The following is a 17,947-nucleotide window of genomic DNA, read 5'->3' as shown; positions in this document are numbered from 1 at the left end:
ATGTTAACCGCTATTAGAAAAAATGGTCTGACACTTGCGATCTTTGCCTGTGCAACAACCGGATTAGTCGCCTTTACTCAGTACCTAACAAAAGACCAAATCAAGATACAAGAACAACAACAATTGCTTTCTGTTTTGAATCAAGTCATTCCAGAAAACATGCATGACAACGCACTCACGCAAGCCTGCACTATGGTCACGTCACCAGAACTGGGGACATTGCGTGCAATGCCAGCCTACCTCGCCACGAAGAATGGTGAACCGACAGCAATCGCAATAGAATCCATCGCGCCAGATGGCTACAATGGTGAGATAAAAGTTATTACTGGGATTGACAATCAGGGCAATATTTTGGGGACACGCGTCTTAAGCCATCAAGAAACCCCTGGCCTGGGCGACAAAATTGATCTTCGTGTCACCGACTGGATCCTGAGCTTTACGGGCAAACAAGTCACGGAAAGTAACTGGAACTCATGGAAAGTTCGTAAAGATGGTGGTGATTTCGATCAATTTACTGGTGCAACGATCACACCTAGAGCCGTCGTAAAAGTGGTGCGAAATACCGTTAACTACGTAAACCAATCTCGTGAAGACATTCTTAGCCAACCGTTAGGCTGTGAAGGAGAGCAGTAATGAGTGAAAATAAATTGCTGATGAAAAACGGTATGTGGAGCAATAACCCTGCTCTCGTACAGCTGCTGGGTCTGTGTCCACTACTAGCGGTTTCTTCCACAATAACCAATGCCTTAGGTCTTGGTATTGCAACCTTATTAGTGCTGGTCGGCTCCAACGTCACGGTTTCTCTTATTCGTAATTACGTACCAAAAGAGATCCGCATTCCTGTATTCGTGATGATTATTGCCTCACTTGTTACCTGCGTTCAGTTATTGATGAATGCCTATGCGTATGGTTTATACCTGTCTCTTGGTATCTTTATTCCTCTGATTGTAACGAACTGCATCATTATTGGTCGAGCTGAAGCATACGCTTCAAAAAATGATGTTGCGCCTGCAGCATTAGACGGTTTATGGATGGGTCTTGGTATGACAAGCGTTTTGGTCGTGCTAGGTGCCATGCGTGAGTTAATTGGTAATGGCACACTATTCGACGGGGCAGATCTGCTATTAGGAGACTGGGCATCCGCTCTCCGCATTCAAGTTTTCCAATTTGACAACAGCTTTCTGCTAGCGCTTCTTCCACCCGGTGCATTTATCGGTGTTGGTCTGTTGATAGCGCTTAAAAATGTCATCGATAATTCAGTCCAGGCACGTCAACCAAAAGAAGAAAAACCAACCATAGAACGTGCTCGCGTCACTAACGCATAACAAGATAAGGCTCTGTCATAGGAGCCTTTTTCATAAACCGCAGAGACGGTATTGGAAGTCAGCAATGAACAAAATAAAAAGAATCGAAATTCTTGAGCGATTACGAGAAAACAATCCGAATCCTCAAACTGAGCTTAACTGGAGCTCCCCTTTTGAACTGCTAATCGCGGTATTATTATCAGCGCAAGCAACCGATGTAAGTGTCAATAAAGCCACCGACAAGCTTTTCCCTGTCGCTAATACACCGCAAAGTATTCTCGATTTGGGAGTTGATGGCTTAAAAAAATACATAAAGACCATCGGTTTATTTAACTCAAAAGCAGAAAACACTATCAAGACTTGTAAGATCTTGTTGGAAAAACACAATGGTGAAGTTCCTGAAGATCGTGCAGCGTTAGAAGCGCTACCAGGCGTAGGTCGCAAGACCGCAAACGTCGTGCTCAACACCGCTTTTGGTTGGCCAACCATTGCCGTCGATACGCACATTTATCGCGTGTCGAATCGTACTAAGTTTGCAATGGGCAAAACGGTTGATGATGTCGAGCAAAAGCTATTAAAAGTTGTGCCAAAAGAGTTCAAACTCGATGTGCACCACTGGCTCATTCTCCATGGCCGCTACACGTGCTTGGCGAGAAAGCCTCGCTGCGGTAGCTGCATTATTGAAGATTTGTGCGAATATAAAGAGAAAGTATATCCAGATAGCTAACGCTATTTGAAAATCAAAGCTAGGAGCAAAAAATGTCAAATGGTCGAATTCTCCACACTATGCTTCGCGTAGGTGATCTAGACAAATCCATCAAGTTTTACACTGAAGTTATGGGCATGCAGTTGCTTCGTACGAACGAGAATAAAGAGTACGAATACACACTGGCGTTTCTTGGCTACGGTGACGAATCCCAAGGTGCTGTGATCGAGCTAACTTACAACTGGGGTAAAACTGAATATGACCTAGGTACTGCTTTTGGTCATATCGCCATTGGTGTTGATGATATCTACACAACTTGCGACGCTATCAAAGCGGCGGGCGGTAATGTGACGCGTGAACCAGGTCCAGTAAAAGGCGGAAGCACGCACATTGCATTCGTAAAAGACCCAGATGGCTATATGATTGAGCTTATCCAAAACAAGCAAGCTTCAGCAGGTCTGGAAGGCTAAGCGGTACTTCTAATAATCACTTGTACTGCAAGTTGAAAATCGATTACAGGCAGGTCTGCGATCTGCCTGTCCTTTTATAAACAAAACACTTTACTTGATAATAATTATCGTTTAGATTTGTTCGCAACTTCGATATGCGGGATTACGATAATGATCAGTGAATGGGAAAAACACACACTTCTAGCCGATACGGCACTTCAACTAGATGACCCTGTTCGCAGCATTCTTCATTACCAGCAAGCCCTAAGCCTGAGTGAAGATATTAGCGAATGTGTGGAAATTGAAGCAGACGAGCGATTATTAATTTCTGTGATTTCTTGTCATAACTTAGCTCAGTTCTGGCGTTGGGCCGGAGACACTGACTATGAACTCAAATACCTTCAGCTGGCTTCAGAGAAAGTCTTAACACTCATCCCACAATGCCCAAATAAAGAATGTGCAAGCTTTATCGACTCAATAGGATGTTGCACTAAAGCATTAATAGACTTCATGAAACGTCACCCTAATCCGGCTATTGCCAAACAGGTTGAAAAAATCGATACCGCAACAAATTGCGAAGTCATTGCCAAATTCCGCTTAAACTAACATTCAAATTATACAGCCGGAATCACCGAAAGGTACTTAGCAAAATCCCATTAAAATATTATTAACAACGTCAGTAAATTAAAAACGCCGAAGCTTTGAGCTTCGGCGTTTTTATATTCGTTACACTTGGGTTCGCCCTAGAGATATTACGACTCGGCGGTTTTTGTCTTTTCCTATTGGCGAACCGTTATCAGCAATAGGACGACGCTTGCCGTACCCTTGCACTTGAATTCGATCTTCCGGTAGCCCTAGAGACTGAAAATAATCACGAAGTGACTCTGCTCGTCGCTCAGATAAACTTTGACTCGCACTTTTGCCATCGGTTGAATCGGTGTACGTCGCCACCAACACGAGATCGATATCTTGATTATGTCGGATATAATCTGCAATTTGTGATAAACGCTTTTTGGAAGCCTTGGTTAACTGATCGCCTTGTCTTTCGTAGTGCAAAATCGTAAAGGCAATGTCTTCAAAACTGTATTTCAATAAATTGGAAATACAGTCGCTAAACGCGTTGTACTTATTTTGAAACAGCACGGATGACAATGCGACTTCAATTCTCTGATCTCGGCTCTGCCAATCCTGATAACTAAAGGTCGGATAACGCCCTTTTTCCAGCTCAGACAAAATGCCCCATGCTGTTTGCCCTCCGACATAACCATCAAACTGTTTAAAAAACTTTAGGTTTGTAATTCGATCGGCGTGTTCACCTGGTCGCCAAGGTGGCGGCATAGAGATGAGACTGACGTTACGTGTTTCTCCCATCGGACGACGCATTTTTAACTCAAAGTCTAAATTGATTTTTTTATTCGCACGAGATGAAAATACCGCATCTCCAAAACTTGGAATAGGGTGAACAAGTTGGCATTCTAACGGTGTGTTGACCACCATTTCCCATTGAGATTGCTGTGGAGTGGCAACATAACGTTTGCCCATCACAGCAAAACTGCTTGTGCTAAACAACGAAAATACAACGCCACTAGTAATCAGCCATTTCTTCATCTAAGTACTGTCTCTTAAACGGCAGTCTGTTGCCGTCAATTTGAATCAATAAAACCACTTCACCTGGCATGCAAAAACCTCGCCAACGTGCGAAATATCGTGATATTACAATTAACGTTAATCATGGTAACTCAATCACCCGAAATGCGATCGAGCGTATTGATGAGATGCAAAATAGAATTCCGTTTTTCTCCTAAATTGCGGTTTTTCTCGTCGGTATAATCTGCAATAATGCAGCCTTCGTCACACAAAAATAAGCCGACATGACAATAGAAAATGAAGCTCTGACCTTGAAAAAACGCTTTCGTGGTTATTTCCCTGTGGTAGTAGACGTTGAGACCGCAGGTTTCAATGCTCAAACTGATGCACTTTTAGAAATTTGCGCCGTTACGTTAAAAATGGACGAAGATGGCGTGTTGCATCCGGCCTCCACCATTCATTTTCATGTTGAGCCATTTGAGGGCGCTAACTTAGAAAAAGAAGCGCTAGAATTCAATGGTATTCGTGACCCATATAGCCCTCTTCGTGGTGCAGTTTCTGAGCAAGAAGCGTTAAAAGAGATTTATAAACTTATTCGCAAAGAACAAAAAGCCGCAGATTGCTCGCGCGCAATTATGGTTGCCCATAACGCAGCATTCGACTTAGGTTTTGTAAATGCAGCCAATGAGCGCTGTAAACTAAAAAGAGTCCCTTTTCATCCCTTTGCTACTTTTGACACGGCAACATTGAGTGGCCTTGCTTATGGTCAAACGGTTCTCGCGAAAGCATGCAAAACGGCCGGGATGGAATTCGATAATCGTGAAGCACACTCAGCGCTTTACGATACACAAAAAACAGCAGAATTATTCTGCGGTATTGTCAACAAATGGAAGGCCCTCGGCGGTTGGCCGCTTGCTGACGAAGAATAATAAGTAAACACAACATATTAGGAAAAGTATGAATCCTGTCGTTATATCAGTGTGCGTCATGCTCGTGTTAGCATTGATGCGCGTAAACGTGGTGGTTGCCCTCACGTTTAGTGCCATCGTTGGTGGCCTTGTCGCAGGCATGAGCCTTGGAGACACAGTTGCCGCGTTCGAAAGTGGTTTAGGTGGCGGTGCGACTATCGCTCTAAGCTACGCAATGTTAGGTACTTTCGCCGTTGCCATCTCTAAATCTGGCATCACGGACCTACTGGCAAAAAGTGTTATCAAGCGCTTAAATGGTAAAGAAAACTCGGCGTCAACTACCGGGTTAAAGTACGCGGTGTTAGTCGCGCTCGTTCTTGTCACTATGTCATCTCAGAATGTAATTCCGGTCCATATCGCCTTTATTCCAATTTTGATTCCACCTCTTTTGGGCGTATTTGCGAAACTTAAGCTCGATCGACGTTTGGTTGCGTGTGTTCTTACCTTTGGTTTGATCACACCTTACATGATCTTACCTGTTGGTTTCGGCGGTATTTTCTTAAACAACATTCTATTAAAGAACCTACATGACAACGGTTTGGAAAACGTGGTTGCAAGCCAAGTTCCAACTGCAATGTTACTGCCAGGTGCTGGTATGTTGTTTGGTCTATTGCTGGCAATCTTTGTTAGCTACCGTAAACCACGCATCTACGAAGAAACGGAGTTGACTGTCGTTCACGAGACAGATCATGCTATCAATAAAAAGCACATCTTGGTGGCCGCTCTTGGTATTGTCGCCGCATTGGGTGTTCAGCTTTACACCGGCTCAATGATTATTGGTGCTCTAGCTGGCTTTATGGTGTTTACTTTTGGCGGTGTGATTGCCTGGAAAGAAACGCACGATGTCTTCACAAAAGGCGTGCATATGATGGCTATGATTGGTTTCATCATGATCGCTGCCGCAGGTTTTGCTGCGGTAATGAAGCAAACAGGTGGCGTTGAGACATTAGTACAGTCTCTCTCTACCCGCATTGGTGATAATAAGCCGCTTGCTGCGCTATTAATGCTAATTGTTGGTCTGTTGGTAACAATGGGTATCGGTTCATCGTTTTCAACCATTCCAATCTTGGCGACAATCTACGTTCCACTCGCGTTGGCATTTGGTTTTTCGCCAATGGCAACAATCGCGCTAGTTGGTACTGCTGCTGCTTTGGGTGATGCTGGTTCTCCAGCGTCCGACTCGACGTTAGGCCCTACATCTGGTCTAAATGCCGACGGTCAGCATGAGCACATTTGGGAAACGGTTGTTCCAACCTTTATCCACTACAACATTCCATTGATCATCTTTGGTTGGATTGCTGCAATGGTGCTTTAGTACCGTTGTTTGATGGATATACTTAGTTACGAAAAAGCCGCTCATTGAGCGGCTTTTTGTTATTTGAAATCGCGATTATTGCGCTGGCATATTGTCAATAATACGTTCACGTATCAGTTTCAAGGTAGGCTCTGTTGACAGATAATCCACGGCAATCGGGAAATAAGCGTCGTTAATTTGAAGAACCAAGCTAGGGTAAGAATCCACGCCTAGGCTCTTTGCAAGACTCAGTTGATCTTGGAACACACCTTCTAAGAAAGAGCCGTCCATATCGTTCTTGAACTGCTGAACATTCAAACCAATTTCTTTAGCTAGCTGCAAGTGAGTTGCTTCTTCATGGGGAGGCATCGCACGTAAGTAATACGCATGTTGAATCGCTTCTAGCATCTGCTCATAAGAATCTTGAAAGCCCGCTGCGATAACTGCGCGACAAGATTGGTAAGTGCTTCTTACTGGCGTACAAAGCTTCCAGAAATCGTAGTTAAACTTGGTACCCAACTGACACTCAATCTGCTTCCAAATACCTTCGAGTTTTTGTTGCATCTCTGGTGGCATCGGCAAACTAGTATCTGGCGCAAGACCACCCACCACATACTCAAACTGAATAACGCCTGGCAGTTGCTGTTTCAATTTATCAAGCGTCGGTTTGTAACCCCAACACCAACTGCACATTGGGTCATGCACGTAGTAAAGCTTTATGTTCATTCCACTAACCTAAAAAGAAAAAGGAGCCAGTACGGCTCCTTCGTATTCTATCGCTAAATGTGAGTATTTACGAATTACTCAGCTTGATCTTCAGCGCGCGCTGCAGCTTCTTTGATTAGAGGCTGAAGTTCACCTTTTTGGAACATTTCTAGAATGATGTCGCAACCGCCGATAAGCTCGCCTTCAACCCATAGTTGAGGGAATGTTGGCCATTGTGCGTACTTTGGTAGCTCAGCACGGATATCTGGGTTTTGCAGAATGTCTACGTAAGCGAACTTCTCACCACATGCCATTAGAGCCTGTGACGCTTGAGAAGAGAAACCACAGCTTGGCAGTTTCGGTGATCCTTTCATGTACAGCAGGATTGAGTTTTCAGAGATCTGCTGTTTGATTTTGTCGATAGTTTCCATCGCTTCCTCATTCATGGGTTTGAACTTTGTTTATTTGCCACATTCTACTCAATAACGACAGAATAAAAACCATATAATTAATAAGTCTTAAATTCAGGTTGCTTGATGGCGAACAATTCAGCACTTCACAGCCGCTAACCCCTTAAAATATTTTCATATCGGGGTTTTAATAAAGTAAAAACTTGCTAAAATACTTAGCAAGTCAGCCTTAAAGGCTACATAGCTATAAAAAACACTGGAAGCAATCGAAAGGTCATCCTTTCAAATCAATGGAGAATCGAGTAATGGCATTTGAACTACCAGCTCTTCCTTACGCGAAAGACGCACTAGAACCACACATCTCAGCAGAGACTCTAGACTACCACCACGGTAAGCACCACAACACTTACGTTGTTAAGCTAAATGGTCTTATCCCTGGCACTGAGTTCGAAGGCAAAACTCTAGAAGAGATCATCAAGACTTCTACTGGTGGCGTATTCAACAACGCAGCGCAAATCTGGAACCACACGTTCTACTGGCACTGTCTTGCTCCAAACGCGGGCGGCGAACCAACTGGCGCAGTTGCTGACGCAATCAACGCAGCATTCGGTTCTTTCGAAGAATTCAAAGCGAAGTTTACTGATTCAGCAATCAACAACTTCGGTTCTTCATGGACTTGGCTTGTTAAGAAAGCTGACGGCTCTCTAGAGATCGTTAACACTTCTAACGCTGCTACTCCTCTAACAGAAGAAGGTACAACACCACTTCTAACTGTTGACCTGTGGGAACACGCATACTACATAGATTACCGCAACGTACGTCCTGATTACATGAACGGCTTCTGGGCACTTGTAAACTGGGACTTCGTAGCTGAGAACCTAGCGAAGTAATTTTACTTCCCCCTAAGTTCAATTTAGTCTTATTTTAAAAGCTCGCTGAACCAGCGAGCTTTTTATTTTTCGCTTAAAAACTCCAATTTAATCTCTTCTTTTTCCTAAAGTTCTTCTCAGACACGCCGTTAAAATGGCATCGAGCGAGGAACATCATGCAAATTCATACTTTAGACAAAGCGGCAATTATTAACGAACTTCAGTTCGGCAATGGTATCAACCATGCTGTCCACGAAGGACGTCGTGCTGATTTTGCACTGATTTTGTCGATGTTTTCTAACGATGTACGCGACGTTGTACCTGTAGAGGAAATCAAAGAAGTAGCCACTAGCGAAGATATACTCCGTCAACAACTTGAATTGTCAACGCCTCAAGCTCTTCGTTCTGATAGCAGCAGCTATGAGCTAGCAGCGCAGCAAGCAAAACAATTCCACGGTGCAGGTCTACCCTCAGCGAAACTGAGTCACTACTTGAAACCAGACGCCCTGACCTACTTGCCGGAAGATACGTTTAACCTTCCTGAAGACGTTTATCACAACCTATCCGGTCATGAGCGACGCAAATTGGGCGAGCGCAACAAAAACCTCATCCCAGATGCAGGGCTATACAATCAACTAGTGACGGCTCAACGTCAGTATCAAATTCAACTGCAAGTATAGAGATCATTGTTCAACCAACAGCTTGCAGTATCCACAGTCAGAAATGTGACGCCTTACAAATTACCGCACAATAGTCCTCATCCAAAAGCGTTAGTTTGAAGTCTTTCACACTGAGCCTTTCTAATTTCAACCATGCTAATAGCACAAACCACTGGTGTATTTTTTTCACACAGGGATACAGTGAAGGTGTTATGGATATTAAAGAATCAATTATTCTCGTCACGTCTGCAGGTTCTGTTATAGGAAGGACTTGTGCTAGTCACTTTGCTCACCTTGGAGCGACGTTGATTCTTTGTGACCAAAACTCTAGCGCTCTAAAATCGAGCTATGAGCAGATTAGTGCCTTCACAGATAAAGTCTATGCGATGAATGTGTGCAGTGATAACACAACGTCCATTAACTTACTGTTTGATCAGATAGAATCGCAGCTGCGTGCGACACCAGACGTGATAGTCAATTGCTGGACGAGCTCTCCCATGCCAGGCTTGATGGCTCCCGAACCTATGAGTACTTACATTGATCACTTGTCTTCTGCAGCACGTTTCCTCTACACCTATGGCCAGGTGGGAGCCGAACGATTTCGCGCTAGAAATAAGAAAGGGGTAATTGTTAACGTCATTTCCCATGACAGCCATGAAGATTTAACGGGAGTCGAAAGCATGGCTGCTTTGGTGTCAGGTTTTACTCACAGTTGGGCAAAAGAGCTCACTCCATTTAATATTCGGGTGGGTGGCGTCATTCCTTCGGTAAACCATACAAGAGAAGAACTTAACGAAAGACACTGGGCCGAGATCCAAGATGAATTGGTTCGCAATACCGCATATATCGTATCAAATGAGTATTTTAGTGGCAGAGTGGTTGCTACAGAAGTATGAATGGACAACGTGTTTGTTGCGTCAATGGATCGCTATTACTCAACTTTCTCAACAAAAAAGCCCCAGTCAAATGACTGGGGCTTTTACTTTTTCCCGGTTAAGGTTTCGTGCTAGCGAAAACCTTACTCACACGACTCTTGATTACGCGTCAGCTTTTTCTTTCTTTGCTTTAGGCGCCGCTTTCGCTGCTTCTTGGTCTGCTTTCTTCTTGATAACTGTTGTACCTTCGAAAGTTTCACCTTCAACGAATGCTTTACCGTAGTAAGAAGCCATTAACACATCTTTAAGTTCGCTAATTAGTGGGTAGCGAGGGTTCGCACCAGTACATTGGTCATCGAACGCTTCAACTGCTAGCTCATCAAGTTTCGCGATAAAGTCTGCTTCAGCTACGCCTGCCGCTTGGATAGACATTGGGATGTCTAGGTTCACTTTTAGCTCATCCAACCATGCTAGTAGACGTTCAATTTTCTGAGCAGTACGGTCACCAGCTTGGCTTAGACCTAAGTGGTCAGCAACTTCAGCGTAACGACGACGTGCTTGTGGGCGGTCGTATTGAGAGAACGCTGTTTGTTTAGTTGGGTTATCGTTCGCGTTGTAACGTACAACGTTAGAGATAAGTAATGCGTTTGCTAGGCCATGTGGAATGTGGAACTCAGCACCTAGTTTGTGCGCCATTGAGTGACAAACACCTAGGAATGCGTTAGCAAATGCCACACCAGCGATAGTTGCTGCGTTGTGTACTTTCTCACGAGCGATTGGGTCGTTAGCGCCGTTCGCGTAGCTTGAAGGTAGGTATTCTTTTAGCATCTTAAGTGCTTGTAGGGCCTGACCATCTGAGTATTCGTTCGCAAGAACAGATACGTAAGCTTCTAGAGCGTGAGTTACTGCATCGTAACCACCAAATGCTGTTAGAGACTTAGGCATGTTCATCACTAGGTTAGCATCAACGATAGCCATGTTTGGCGTGATTTCGTAGTCAGCTAGTGGGTATTTAGCGCCAGTCTTGTCGTCAGTAACAACCGCAAATGGTGTAACTTCTGAACCAGTACCTGAAGTTGTAGTGATACATACAAGCTCAGCTTTTTGACCCATTTTAGGGAACTTGTAAATACGTTTACGGATGTCCATAAAGCGCATTGCTAGTTCTTCGAAGTGAGTTTCTGGGTGCTCATACATTACCCACATGATCTTCGCAGCATCCATTGGTGAACCACCACCTAACGCTAGGATAACATCTGGTTGGTAGCTAGCCATTTGAGCCGCACCTTTCTCTACAACAGAAAGCGTTGGGTCAGCTTCAACATCGAAGAATGTTTGAACTTCCATGCCTTGAGCTTTAAGTAGGCTTACTACGTCATCTGCGTAACCGTTGTTGAATAGGAAACGGTCAGTTACTAAGAATGCGCGTTTCTTACCTTCTAGGTCGCCTAGAGCAATTGGAAGGCTACCACGACGGAAGTAGATTGACTTAGGTAGTTTATGCCACAACATGTTTTCAGCTCGCTTCGCTACAGTTTTCTTGTTGATTAGGTGTTTAGGACCTACGTTCTCAGAGATAGAGTTACCACCCCATGAACCACAACCTAGAGTTAGAGAAGGCGCAACGTTGAAGTTGTACAAGTCACCGATACCACCGTGAGTAGTCGGGATGTTGATTAGGATACGAGCTGTCTTCATCTTGTCACCGAAGTAACGGATACGGTCAGCGTTAGTATCTTGGTTAGTGTAAAGACCAGATGTGTGGCCGATACCACCAATCTCAACCATAGTTACCGCTTGAGCAACCGCGTCTTCGAAGTTGTCAGCACGGAATAGACCTAGAGTTGGAGATAGTTTCTCGTGAGCAAATGCGTCATCGTAAGAAACTTTACCCAGACCTTCACCAACAAGAACTTTAGTATCTGCTGGAACTTTAACGCCTGCCATTTCAGCGATTGCCGCTGCTGGCTGACCTACGATTTTCGCGTTTAGCGCGCCATCGATAAGAAGAACTTTACGAACTTTTTCTGCTTCTGCTTTGCTTAGTACGTAAGCTTTGTGAGAAGCAAAACGCTCTTTTACTTCGTCGTACACTTTGTCAACGACGATTGCAGCCTGCTCAGAAGCACATACTACGCCGTTGTCGAAAGTCTTAGACATCAGGATAGAAGCCACTGCACGTTTGATGTCAGCAGTTTCGTCGATAACAACAGGAACGTTACCTGCACCTACACCGATTGCTGGTTTACCAGAAGAGTAAGCTGCTTTAACCATGCCTGGGCCACCAGTTGCAAGGATAAGAGCAATATCATCGTGTTTCATAAGAGCGTTAGAAAGCTCAACAGAAGGTTGGTCGATCCAACCGATGATGTCTTTTGGTGCACCCGCTGCTACTGCTGCGTCTAGAACCAGTTTCGCTGCGTCGTTAGTCGAGTTTTTCGCACGTGGGTGTGGTGAGAAGATGATACCGTTACGAGTCTTCAGAGAGATTAGAGATTTGAAGATCGCTGTAGATGTAGGGTTAGTCGTTGGTACGATACCGCAGATGATACCTACAGGTTCAGCGATAGTCATAGTACCTAGGTTGTCATCCTCTTCTAGGATGCCACACGTTTGTTCGTCTTTGTATTTGTTGTAGATAAACTCAGAAGCGAAGTGGTTCTTGATTACTTTATCTTCAACAATACCCATACCAGATTCTTCAACCGCTTGTTGAGCTAGCGGGATACGGGCTTGGTTAGCTGCAAGAGACGCTGCACGGAAGATTTTGTCTACTTGCTCTTGAGAGTAAGTAGCGAACTCTTCTTGCGCTTTCTTAACGCGAGCGACCATTGCATCTAGTTCAGCCATATTAGTTACAGGCATAGGGAATCTCCTAAAATTAACAAATATTAAAAACTTTTTACTAAGGCTATTACTTATCGTTTTTACTGTTTATCAGTCACTTAGAAAACAAACGTCTTAGTAAATTGCTTTCAGGACTGAGTATAATATTTCAGAGTGTGAAAAAAATTGACTTGGATCAGTTCTCACGACCTAAATACCACCAAAGTGGTGCCCCATCACACCAAAACGACGTAACCCACTGATAAACAAATAAATTAACCTTCAATTTTTATTGAACAAAAAAGAAGCAAATAGACAAATAAATAAAAGAAACTACAACAACCTGTAAAAAAGTTTCATTTTTAGCCAACAAAATTACATGTAGGCCCAATTCCTTGTGCTACTGAGAGTATATCGAACCGAATACATCTCTCTACAAACCACCTTAGTTTTTATCAAAAGTGTGCGAATGTTAACGTTTATGTAAAACAGCACGCTTTGACAGCAACTTTATACGCAACAATTCTTTCCCAGATTAGATACAGTTTATTAAAGAATTAGTTTTTCTCACTAAAACAGTAGGAAATGCGTTAGTTTTTTTCATTTCTTCCAACTCAACTTTTGCCTTACATTACGCCCAAATTACCCCTTCGCCTTTTCACTAATGTGAACTTTAATGAGTACGCAACATGCAAACTTTTGAACTTGCTATCTTCTTGCAGTTTTTTCTTGGTTTGGTCGCCGCAGTAAACCCTGTTGGTATCATGCCTGTGTTTGTGTCACTAACCGGACATATGACACCAGACGAAAAGCGCAATACGGCAACCACAGCGAACGTGGCTGTTGCGATCATCCTGATCATTTCGCTCTTTGCTGGCCAGTTACTATTAGATATGTTCAGCATTTCTCTGGATTCGTTTCGTGTTGCAGGTGGGCTACTGCTGCTTAGCATCGCGTTCTCGATGATGAGCGGTAAACTGGGGGAAGATAAACAAAACAAACAGGAAAAATCAGAATACGTGAGTCGCGAGCAGATTGGTGTTGTTCCTCTTGCGATGCCGCTAATGGCAGGGCCAGGTGCAATCAGTTCGACTATTGTTTACGGTGCACGCTACCCAAGCATGTTTGATACGGTAGGCATCAGCATTACAATTGGCTTGTTCTGTCTATGCTCGTGGCTGTTGTTCCGCTCTGCCCCACTGATCGTGCGATTTTTGGGCCAAACTGGTATCAACGTCATTACCCGTATCATGGGTTTGATATTAGGCGCATTGGGTATTGAGTTTATCGCCAATGGTTTACGCAACTTATTTCCAGGATTAGCCTGAGTTTCTATAAAATTGTATGATAGAGCGATTCAACAATGGATCGCTTTGTCATGACGACTGACTCTCTCAAACATACTCTATATGTCACCATTTTTGGTACTCATACCAAAGCTGGTCGAACCTTCGATATTGCACTCATTATCGCGATTATCAGTTCTCTAATCGTACTGGTCTTAGACTCAATACCATCCGTGCGCGCCGAATGGGCAAAAGAGCTAAAATACTTGGAGTACACTTTTACCGGTTTATTCACTATTGAGTATTTTCTCCGACTTTACTGCTCTCCAAAACCAGCGGCCTATGCGAAGAGCTTTTATGGCGTCGTTGATTTACTCGCGATTTTACCTACTTACTTAGCACTGTTTTTCCCTTCTGCCTCCTTTATGGGCGTAATAAGAGCACTGCGAGTCATGCGAATATTCCGCATACTCAAGTTGGTCCGCTATCTTCAAGAGTCCAACATCCTCTTACGCTCTCTACTGATGGCGCGCAGAAAGATTTTTATCTTCTTTAGCTCTGTCGCCATTATGGTCACGATCTTTGGGTCGCTGATTTTCGTCATTGAGGGGCCTGAAAACGGATTTACTAGCATTCCGAAAAGTATTTATTGGGCTATTGTGACCATCACAACGGTTGGATATGGTGACTTGGTACCTCAAACAGATCTCGGAAAAGGGCTTGCCTCACTCACCATGTTGTTGGGTTATTCAATTTTGGCGGTCCCTACTGGTATTTTCACAGCAGAGCTTCACCAAGAAATGCAATCGCACAAAGTATTAGTGAAGTGTCCGAACTGTTCTCACGCCGGGCACGACTCTGATGCGACTTACTGTAAACACTGTGGTAGTGAACTGGCCGATCCTGACAAACGCGTTGTTCGTGGAGAAGACGAAGCATAAAAAAGAGCTCCCTAGGGAGCTCTTTTATTTTGTCATCAAACAAAGGTTGATGTGATTATGCTTTCTCAGAAAGAATAATGCGTAACGTACGACGCAATGGTTCTGCTGCGCCCCAAAGTAGTTGGTCACCAACAGTGAAAGCATTTAGGAAGTCATCACCCATTGCCATCTTACGTAGACGACCTACTGGTACGGACATAGTGCCTGTTACTTTTGCAGGTGTAAGTTCTTGCGCAGTAATGTCACGATCGTTAGGAATCACTTTAACCCAGTCATTATGAGTGGCGATGATTTCTTCGATTTCATCCATTGGGACATTTTGCTTAAGCTTGATAGTGAGTGCTTGAGAGTGACAGCGCATCGCACCAATACGGACACAAGTACCATCGATTGGCACAGGCGAGCTTTGTGAGCCCAAAATTTTGTTTGCCTCTGCGCCCGCTTTCCACTCTTCTTTACTCTGACCGTTATCACGTTTCACATCGATCCACGGAATAAGCGAGCCAGCTAGTGGTACACCGAATTTATCGGTAGGGAAAGAACCGCTGCGCATTGTGTCTGCAACTTTTTTATCAATATCTAGGATAGAGCTTGATGGGTTTGCAAGTTCGGAACTTACAGAGTCATTGATAACGCCCATTTGCGATATCAGTTCACGCATGTTTTGCGCGCCAGCACCAGAAGCGGCTTGGTATGTCATTGCGCTTGTCCACTCAACAAGGCCTTTTTCGAATAAGCCACCTAGACCCATTAGCATTAAACTAACCGTACAGTTACCACCAACAAATGTGTTCGTGCCACCGTGGATGCCTTGTTGGATTTGCTTTAAGTTCACAGGATCAAGCGTGATGATGGAATCTTCCGCCATACGTAACGTAGATGCGGCGTCAATCCAGTAGCCTTTCCAACCGGCTTGTCGAAGTGCTGGGTAAACTTTTTCTGTGTAGCTACCACCTTGACATGTAATTACCGCATCAAGCTGTTTTAAGCTTTCAATATCATACGCGTCTTGCAGTAAGCCTGCGTCTTTTCCTAAGTTAGGAGCAGGAATACCAACTTGAGAAGTACTGTAGAATACTGGTTCGATTAGGTCGAAGTCTTTCTCTTCAACCATACGCTGCATAAGGACTGAACCAACCATACCGCGCCAACCAACTAAACCAACTCTCATCGTATTAACTCTCCATGTATTAAAAAACCTACCCCATAGTTAATTTTTCGCATCAAAATCTCAACCCCTATTTTGTAAATAAGCCTATTTTTTAACCTTTTCCTATGAAAATTCGTGTTAAACGAGATTTTTTAGTGTTTGGTTTGCGATTTCGGCCATTTTTCAAGTAGGGAAAGCCCTGTTACTCCAAATTGGTCTTACCACTCAGTGATAAAATAACACATGAAGCACAATAATTTCACATTACACAACATTTAAAACCAAAAAAGTTAAAACAAACTAACAGTTAATTTCACAAGCAAACGTTTTTGCCGACGAACATCAAGATAAAACACCAAATATTCGAAATATAATTTTTGTTAATGTATGTTATGCGCGATTACAACAAGGAGCGCCTTCCTCTATTGCTCCAAGATTGACAGAGGCACATATGAAGCAAGTTACACCACGCCTACCAAGCTTGATACAGGTATTTATCTCGCTCGGTTTATTTCTACTGCTGGCATTTTCGTTCACTGCCAAGCTAGACCTACCGATCCAGCTAGCGCTGTACATCGGTTGGTTCATTATCATGATATTAGGCATTAAGCTTGGTCATCAGTACAAAGATCTGGAAAAAGCTGCACTAAATGGCATTTCCAATGGACTTGGAGCCGTCTTAATTCTTCTTGCCGTTGGCGCGCTTGTTGGTACGTGGATCTCTGGTGGTATTGTTCCAACCATTATTTACTACGGACTTAAAGCAATTCACCCTTCTATCTTTTTGCTCGCAACCATGATCATCTGTTCATTGACTGCGCTAGCGACTGGCACCTCTTGGGGCGCTGCTGGTACTGCTGGTATTGCGATGATGGGTATTGGCCAAGGCCTTGGCGTTCCTGCACCAATTACAGCTGGTGCGGTGCTTTCAGGTTGTTACTTTGGTGACAAAATGTCGCCTCTATCAGATTCTGTGATTCTTGCTTCATCGATGTCTAACGTTGAAGTGATGGAACATATTAAAGGCATGCTGCCGATCGCACTCATTAGCTACATTATTACAGGCATTATGTTTACTGCATTTGGCTTCCACTACGCAGGTCAAGTTGACATGAGCCAGGTAGACTCTGTAATTAAAGCGATGGAGCAGCAATTCTACATCACCCCTTACTCATTTGTTCCTGTGATCATCGTATTGTCACTTCTAGCAATGCGTATGCCTTCATTCCCAGTGATCAGTTTTGGCTCTCTGCTCGGTATTATTTGGGCAGTAATGATTCAAGATGTGGACTTCCTAACCGCGTTCAACACCGCTTGGGCTCCGTTTGCGATTTCTTCAGGCGTAGATTTCATTGACTCCATTCTTAACCGTGGCGGCATGTCTTCAATGCTTGGCTCGGTAGCAGTTATCGTATTCGGCCTTGGTTTTGGTGGTCTACTAGATAAAGTGGGTGTGTTAGAAACTATCGCTAAGCTGTTTGAAAAACGCGTTCAAAGTGCAGGTTCACTGGCAACAAGTACAATCGGTACAGCCTTTATGGGGAACGTATTTGGTTCAGCGATGTACGTTTCACTTATCCTGACACCAAAAATCTGTGCGAAGAACTACGATCGCCTAGGCTACAAACGTAAGAACTTGTCTCGTAACGCAGAGTTCGGCGGCACATTAACATCTGGTATGGTTCCATGGAGTGACAATGGTATCTACATGGCAAGTATTCTGGGTGTTGCGACACTATCTTATGCACCGTTCATGTGGCTAAGCTTTGTATGTATCATTGTGACCATCATCAGCTCCTACATGGGTTGGTTTGTTGATAAATGCGAACCAACGGCGGAAGCAGTTGAACAAGCAGAAGGCGAATTGAAGCAGCAAACCGCTTAAGTTCGCATAGGTAGGAAGAATCTCTCTTTCCGA

The 17,947-nt window shown here is 43.9% G+C and carries 18 protein-coding genes; 13 read left to right on the top strand and 5 right to left on the bottom strand.

All coding sequences use genetic code 11. The features are described from left to right. The 5 genes from rsxG (at position 1) to NL645_RS12880 (ending at position 3,065) form a co-directional block, all read left to right on the top strand. Complete coding sequence (gene rsxG / locus NL645_RS12900; RefSeq protein WP_006743364.1) at positions 1-633, top strand: electron transport complex subunit RsxG; 633 nt, start codon at positions 1-3, stop codon at positions 631-633. After that, complete coding sequence (locus tag NL645_RS12895; protein WP_005396543.1) at positions 633-1,325, top strand: electron transport complex subunit E; 693 nt, start codon at positions 633-635, stop codon at positions 1,323-1,325. Before rsxG ends, NL645_RS12895 begins: the two co-directional genes overlap by 1 nt. A 64-nt stretch (positions 1,326-1,389) precedes the next feature. Further along, positions 1,390-2,031: an endonuclease III gene (gene nth / locus NL645_RS12890; protein ID WP_104971973.1), complete on the top strand. Its 642-nt coding sequence runs from the start codon at positions 1,390-1,392 to the stop codon at positions 2,029-2,031. A 32-nt stretch (positions 2,032-2,063) separates the two neighbouring features. Then, positions 2,064-2,480 carry a lactoylglutathione lyase gene (gene gloA, locus NL645_RS12885; RefSeq protein WP_005380739.1) on the top strand — a complete coding sequence of 139 codons (417 nt, stop codon included), beginning with the start codon at positions 2,064-2,066 and terminating at the stop codon, positions 2,478-2,480. Positions 2,481-2,630: 150 nt separating this feature from the next. Then, positions 2,631-3,065, top strand: a complete 435-nt coding sequence (locus NL645_RS12880) for a DUF2753 domain-containing protein (RefSeq protein ID WP_005384886.1) — start codon at positions 2,631-2,633, stop codon at positions 3,063-3,065. Positions 3,066-3,185: 120 nt separating this feature from the next. Here the strand turns inward: NL645_RS12880 and NL645_RS12875 are convergent, their stop codons facing one another. Beyond that, the gene (locus NL645_RS12875) at positions 3,186-4,067 is read right to left on the bottom strand and encodes an OmpA family protein (RefSeq protein ID WP_012841571.1); all 882 of its coding nucleotides are present in this window, start codon (positions 4,065-4,067) and stop codon (positions 3,186-3,188) included. A 263-nt stretch (positions 4,068-4,330) separates the two neighbouring features. Between NL645_RS12875 and rnt the strand changes: the two genes are divergently transcribed. Further along, positions 4,331-4,975: a ribonuclease T gene (gene rnt / locus NL645_RS12870; protein WP_005396536.1), complete on the top strand. Its 645-nt coding sequence runs from the start codon at positions 4,331-4,333 to the stop codon at positions 4,973-4,975. A gap of 28 nt (positions 4,976-5,003) precedes the next feature. Then, entirely contained in the window at positions 5,004-6,329 is a 1,326-nt protein-coding gene (locus tag NL645_RS12865) for a Na+/H+ antiporter family protein (protein ID WP_253651808.1), read from the top strand. A 75-nt stretch (positions 6,330-6,404) separates the two neighbouring features. Here the strand turns inward: NL645_RS12865 and NL645_RS12860 are convergent, their stop codons facing one another. Together NL645_RS12860 and NL645_RS12855 are read right to left on the bottom strand one after the other, a co-directional pair. Then, entirely contained in the window at positions 6,405-7,034 is a 630-nt protein-coding gene (locus NL645_RS12860; RefSeq protein ID WP_253651807.1) for a DsbA family protein, read from the bottom strand. Positions 7,035-7,108: 74 nt separating this feature from the next. Further along, entirely contained in the window at positions 7,109-7,444 is a 336-nt protein-coding gene (locus NL645_RS12855) for a Grx4 family monothiol glutaredoxin (RefSeq protein ID WP_017635833.1), read from the bottom strand. A 284-nt stretch (positions 7,445-7,728) separates the two neighbouring features. Between NL645_RS12855 and sodB the strand changes: the two genes are divergently transcribed. The 3 genes from sodB to NL645_RS12840 all read left to right on the top strand — a co-directional run bounded on the left by sodB (position 7,729) and on the right by NL645_RS12840 (position 9,847). Continuing rightward, positions 7,729-8,313 (top strand): superoxide dismutase [Fe], encoded by a 585-nt coding sequence (gene sodB / locus NL645_RS12850; protein ID WP_005396533.1) that lies wholly within the window; start codon positions 7,729-7,731, stop codon positions 8,311-8,313. A gap of 155 nt (positions 8,314-8,468) precedes the next feature. After that, positions 8,469-8,972, top strand: coding sequence for a VC2046/SO_2500 family protein (locus tag NL645_RS12845; protein ID WP_012841566.1), 504 nt, complete (start codon positions 8,469-8,471; stop codon positions 8,970-8,972). A gap of 191 nt (positions 8,973-9,163) precedes the next feature. Further along, complete coding sequence (locus NL645_RS12840) at positions 9,164-9,847, top strand: SDR family oxidoreductase (RefSeq protein ID WP_012841565.1); 684 nt, start codon at positions 9,164-9,166, stop codon at positions 9,845-9,847. A gap of 141 nt (positions 9,848-9,988) precedes the next feature. Here NL645_RS12840 and adhE read toward each other — a convergent pair whose 3' ends face one another. Continuing rightward, positions 9,989-12,691 carry a bifunctional acetaldehyde-CoA/alcohol dehydrogenase gene (gene adhE, locus NL645_RS12835; RefSeq protein ID WP_253651806.1) on the bottom strand — a complete coding sequence of 901 codons (2,703 nt, stop codon included), beginning with the start codon at positions 12,689-12,691 and terminating at the stop codon, positions 9,989-9,991. A 650-nt stretch (positions 12,692-13,341) separates the two neighbouring features. Here adhE and NL645_RS12830 point away from each other — a divergent pair. Further along, on the top strand, positions 13,342-13,980 hold the full coding sequence (locus tag NL645_RS12830) for a YchE family NAAT transporter (RefSeq protein ID WP_005396528.1): 639 nt from the start codon (positions 13,342-13,344) through the stop codon (positions 13,978-13,980). 35 nt (positions 13,981-14,015) lie between these two features. Next, the gene (locus tag NL645_RS12825) at positions 14,016-14,879 is read left to right on the top strand and encodes an ion transporter (RefSeq protein ID WP_005396527.1); all 864 of its coding nucleotides are present in this window, start codon (positions 14,016-14,018) and stop codon (positions 14,877-14,879) included. A 55-nt stretch (positions 14,880-14,934) separates the two neighbouring features. On the opposite strand, the gene asd is transcribed toward NL645_RS12825, so the two are convergent. Next, the gene (gene asd / locus NL645_RS12820) at positions 14,935-16,050 is read right to left on the bottom strand and encodes an aspartate-semialdehyde dehydrogenase (RefSeq protein WP_005396526.1); all 1,116 of its coding nucleotides are present in this window, start codon (positions 16,048-16,050) and stop codon (positions 14,935-14,937) included. 430 nt (positions 16,051-16,480) lie between these two features. Between asd and nhaC the strand changes: the two genes are divergently transcribed. Next, positions 16,481-17,914 (top strand): Na+/H+ antiporter NhaC, encoded by a 1,434-nt coding sequence (gene nhaC, locus NL645_RS12815; protein WP_005396525.1) that lies wholly within the window; start codon positions 16,481-16,483, stop codon positions 17,912-17,914. Positions 17,915-17,947: the final 33 nt, after the last annotated feature.

Source organism: Vibrio sp. Y51_MX_L26 (assembly GCF_024181935.1).
In the GTDB taxonomy this organism is placed as follows: Bacteria; Pseudomonadota; Gammaproteobacteria; order Enterobacterales; family Vibrionaceae; genus Vibrio; species Vibrio diabolicus.
The sequence above is the reverse complement of the archived record's forward strand: the minus strand, read 5'-3'. Positions and strand labels throughout refer to the sequence as shown.

Coding starts and splice junctions, on each gene's coding strand:
- rsxG (WP_006743364.1), top strand. CDS start 1: ATGTTAACCGCTATTAGAAAAAATGGTCTGACACTTGCGATCTTTGCC.
- NL645_RS12895 (WP_005396543.1), top strand. CDS start 633: ATGAGTGAAAATAAATTGCTGATGAAAAACGGTATGTGGAGCAATAAC.
- nth (WP_104971973.1), top strand. CDS start 1,390: ATGAACAAAATAAAAAGAATCGAAATTCTTGAGCGATTACGAGAAAAC.
- gloA (WP_005380739.1), top strand. CDS start 2,064: ATGTCAAATGGTCGAATTCTCCACACTATGCTTCGCGTAGGTGATCTA.
- NL645_RS12880 (WP_005384886.1), top strand. CDS start 2,631: ATGATCAGTGAATGGGAAAAACACACACTTCTAGCCGATACGGCACTT.
- NL645_RS12875 (WP_012841571.1), bottom strand. CDS start 4,067: ATGAAGAAATGGCTGATTACTAGTGGCGTTGTATTTTCGTTGTTTAGC.
- rnt (WP_005396536.1), top strand. CDS start 4,331: ATGACAATAGAAAATGAAGCTCTGACCTTGAAAAAACGCTTTCGTGGT.
- NL645_RS12865 (WP_253651808.1), top strand. CDS start 5,004: ATGAATCCTGTCGTTATATCAGTGTGCGTCATGCTCGTGTTAGCATTG.
- NL645_RS12860 (WP_253651807.1), bottom strand. CDS start 7,034: ATGAACATAAAGCTTTACTACGTGCATGACCCAATGTGCAGTTGGTGT.
- NL645_RS12855 (WP_017635833.1), bottom strand. CDS start 7,444: ATGGAAACTATCGACAAAATCAAACAGCAGATCTCTGAAAACTCAATC.
- sodB (WP_005396533.1), top strand. CDS start 7,729: ATGGCATTTGAACTACCAGCTCTTCCTTACGCGAAAGACGCACTAGAA.
- NL645_RS12845 (WP_012841566.1), top strand. CDS start 8,469: ATGCAAATTCATACTTTAGACAAAGCGGCAATTATTAACGAACTTCAG.
- NL645_RS12840 (WP_012841565.1), top strand. CDS start 9,164: ATGGATATTAAAGAATCAATTATTCTCGTCACGTCTGCAGGTTCTGTT.
- adhE (WP_253651806.1), bottom strand. CDS start 12,691: ATGCCTGTAACTAATATGGCTGAACTAGATGCAATGGTCGCTCGCGTT.
- NL645_RS12830 (WP_005396528.1), top strand. CDS start 13,342: ATGCAAACTTTTGAACTTGCTATCTTCTTGCAGTTTTTTCTTGGTTTG.
- NL645_RS12825 (WP_005396527.1), top strand. CDS start 14,016: ATGGATCGCTTTGTCATGACGACTGACTCTCTCAAACATACTCTATAT.
- asd (WP_005396526.1), bottom strand. CDS start 16,050: ATGAGAGTTGGTTTAGTTGGTTGGCGCGGTATGGTTGGTTCAGTCCTT.
- nhaC (WP_005396525.1), top strand. CDS start 16,481: ATGAAGCAAGTTACACCACGCCTACCAAGCTTGATACAGGTATTTATC.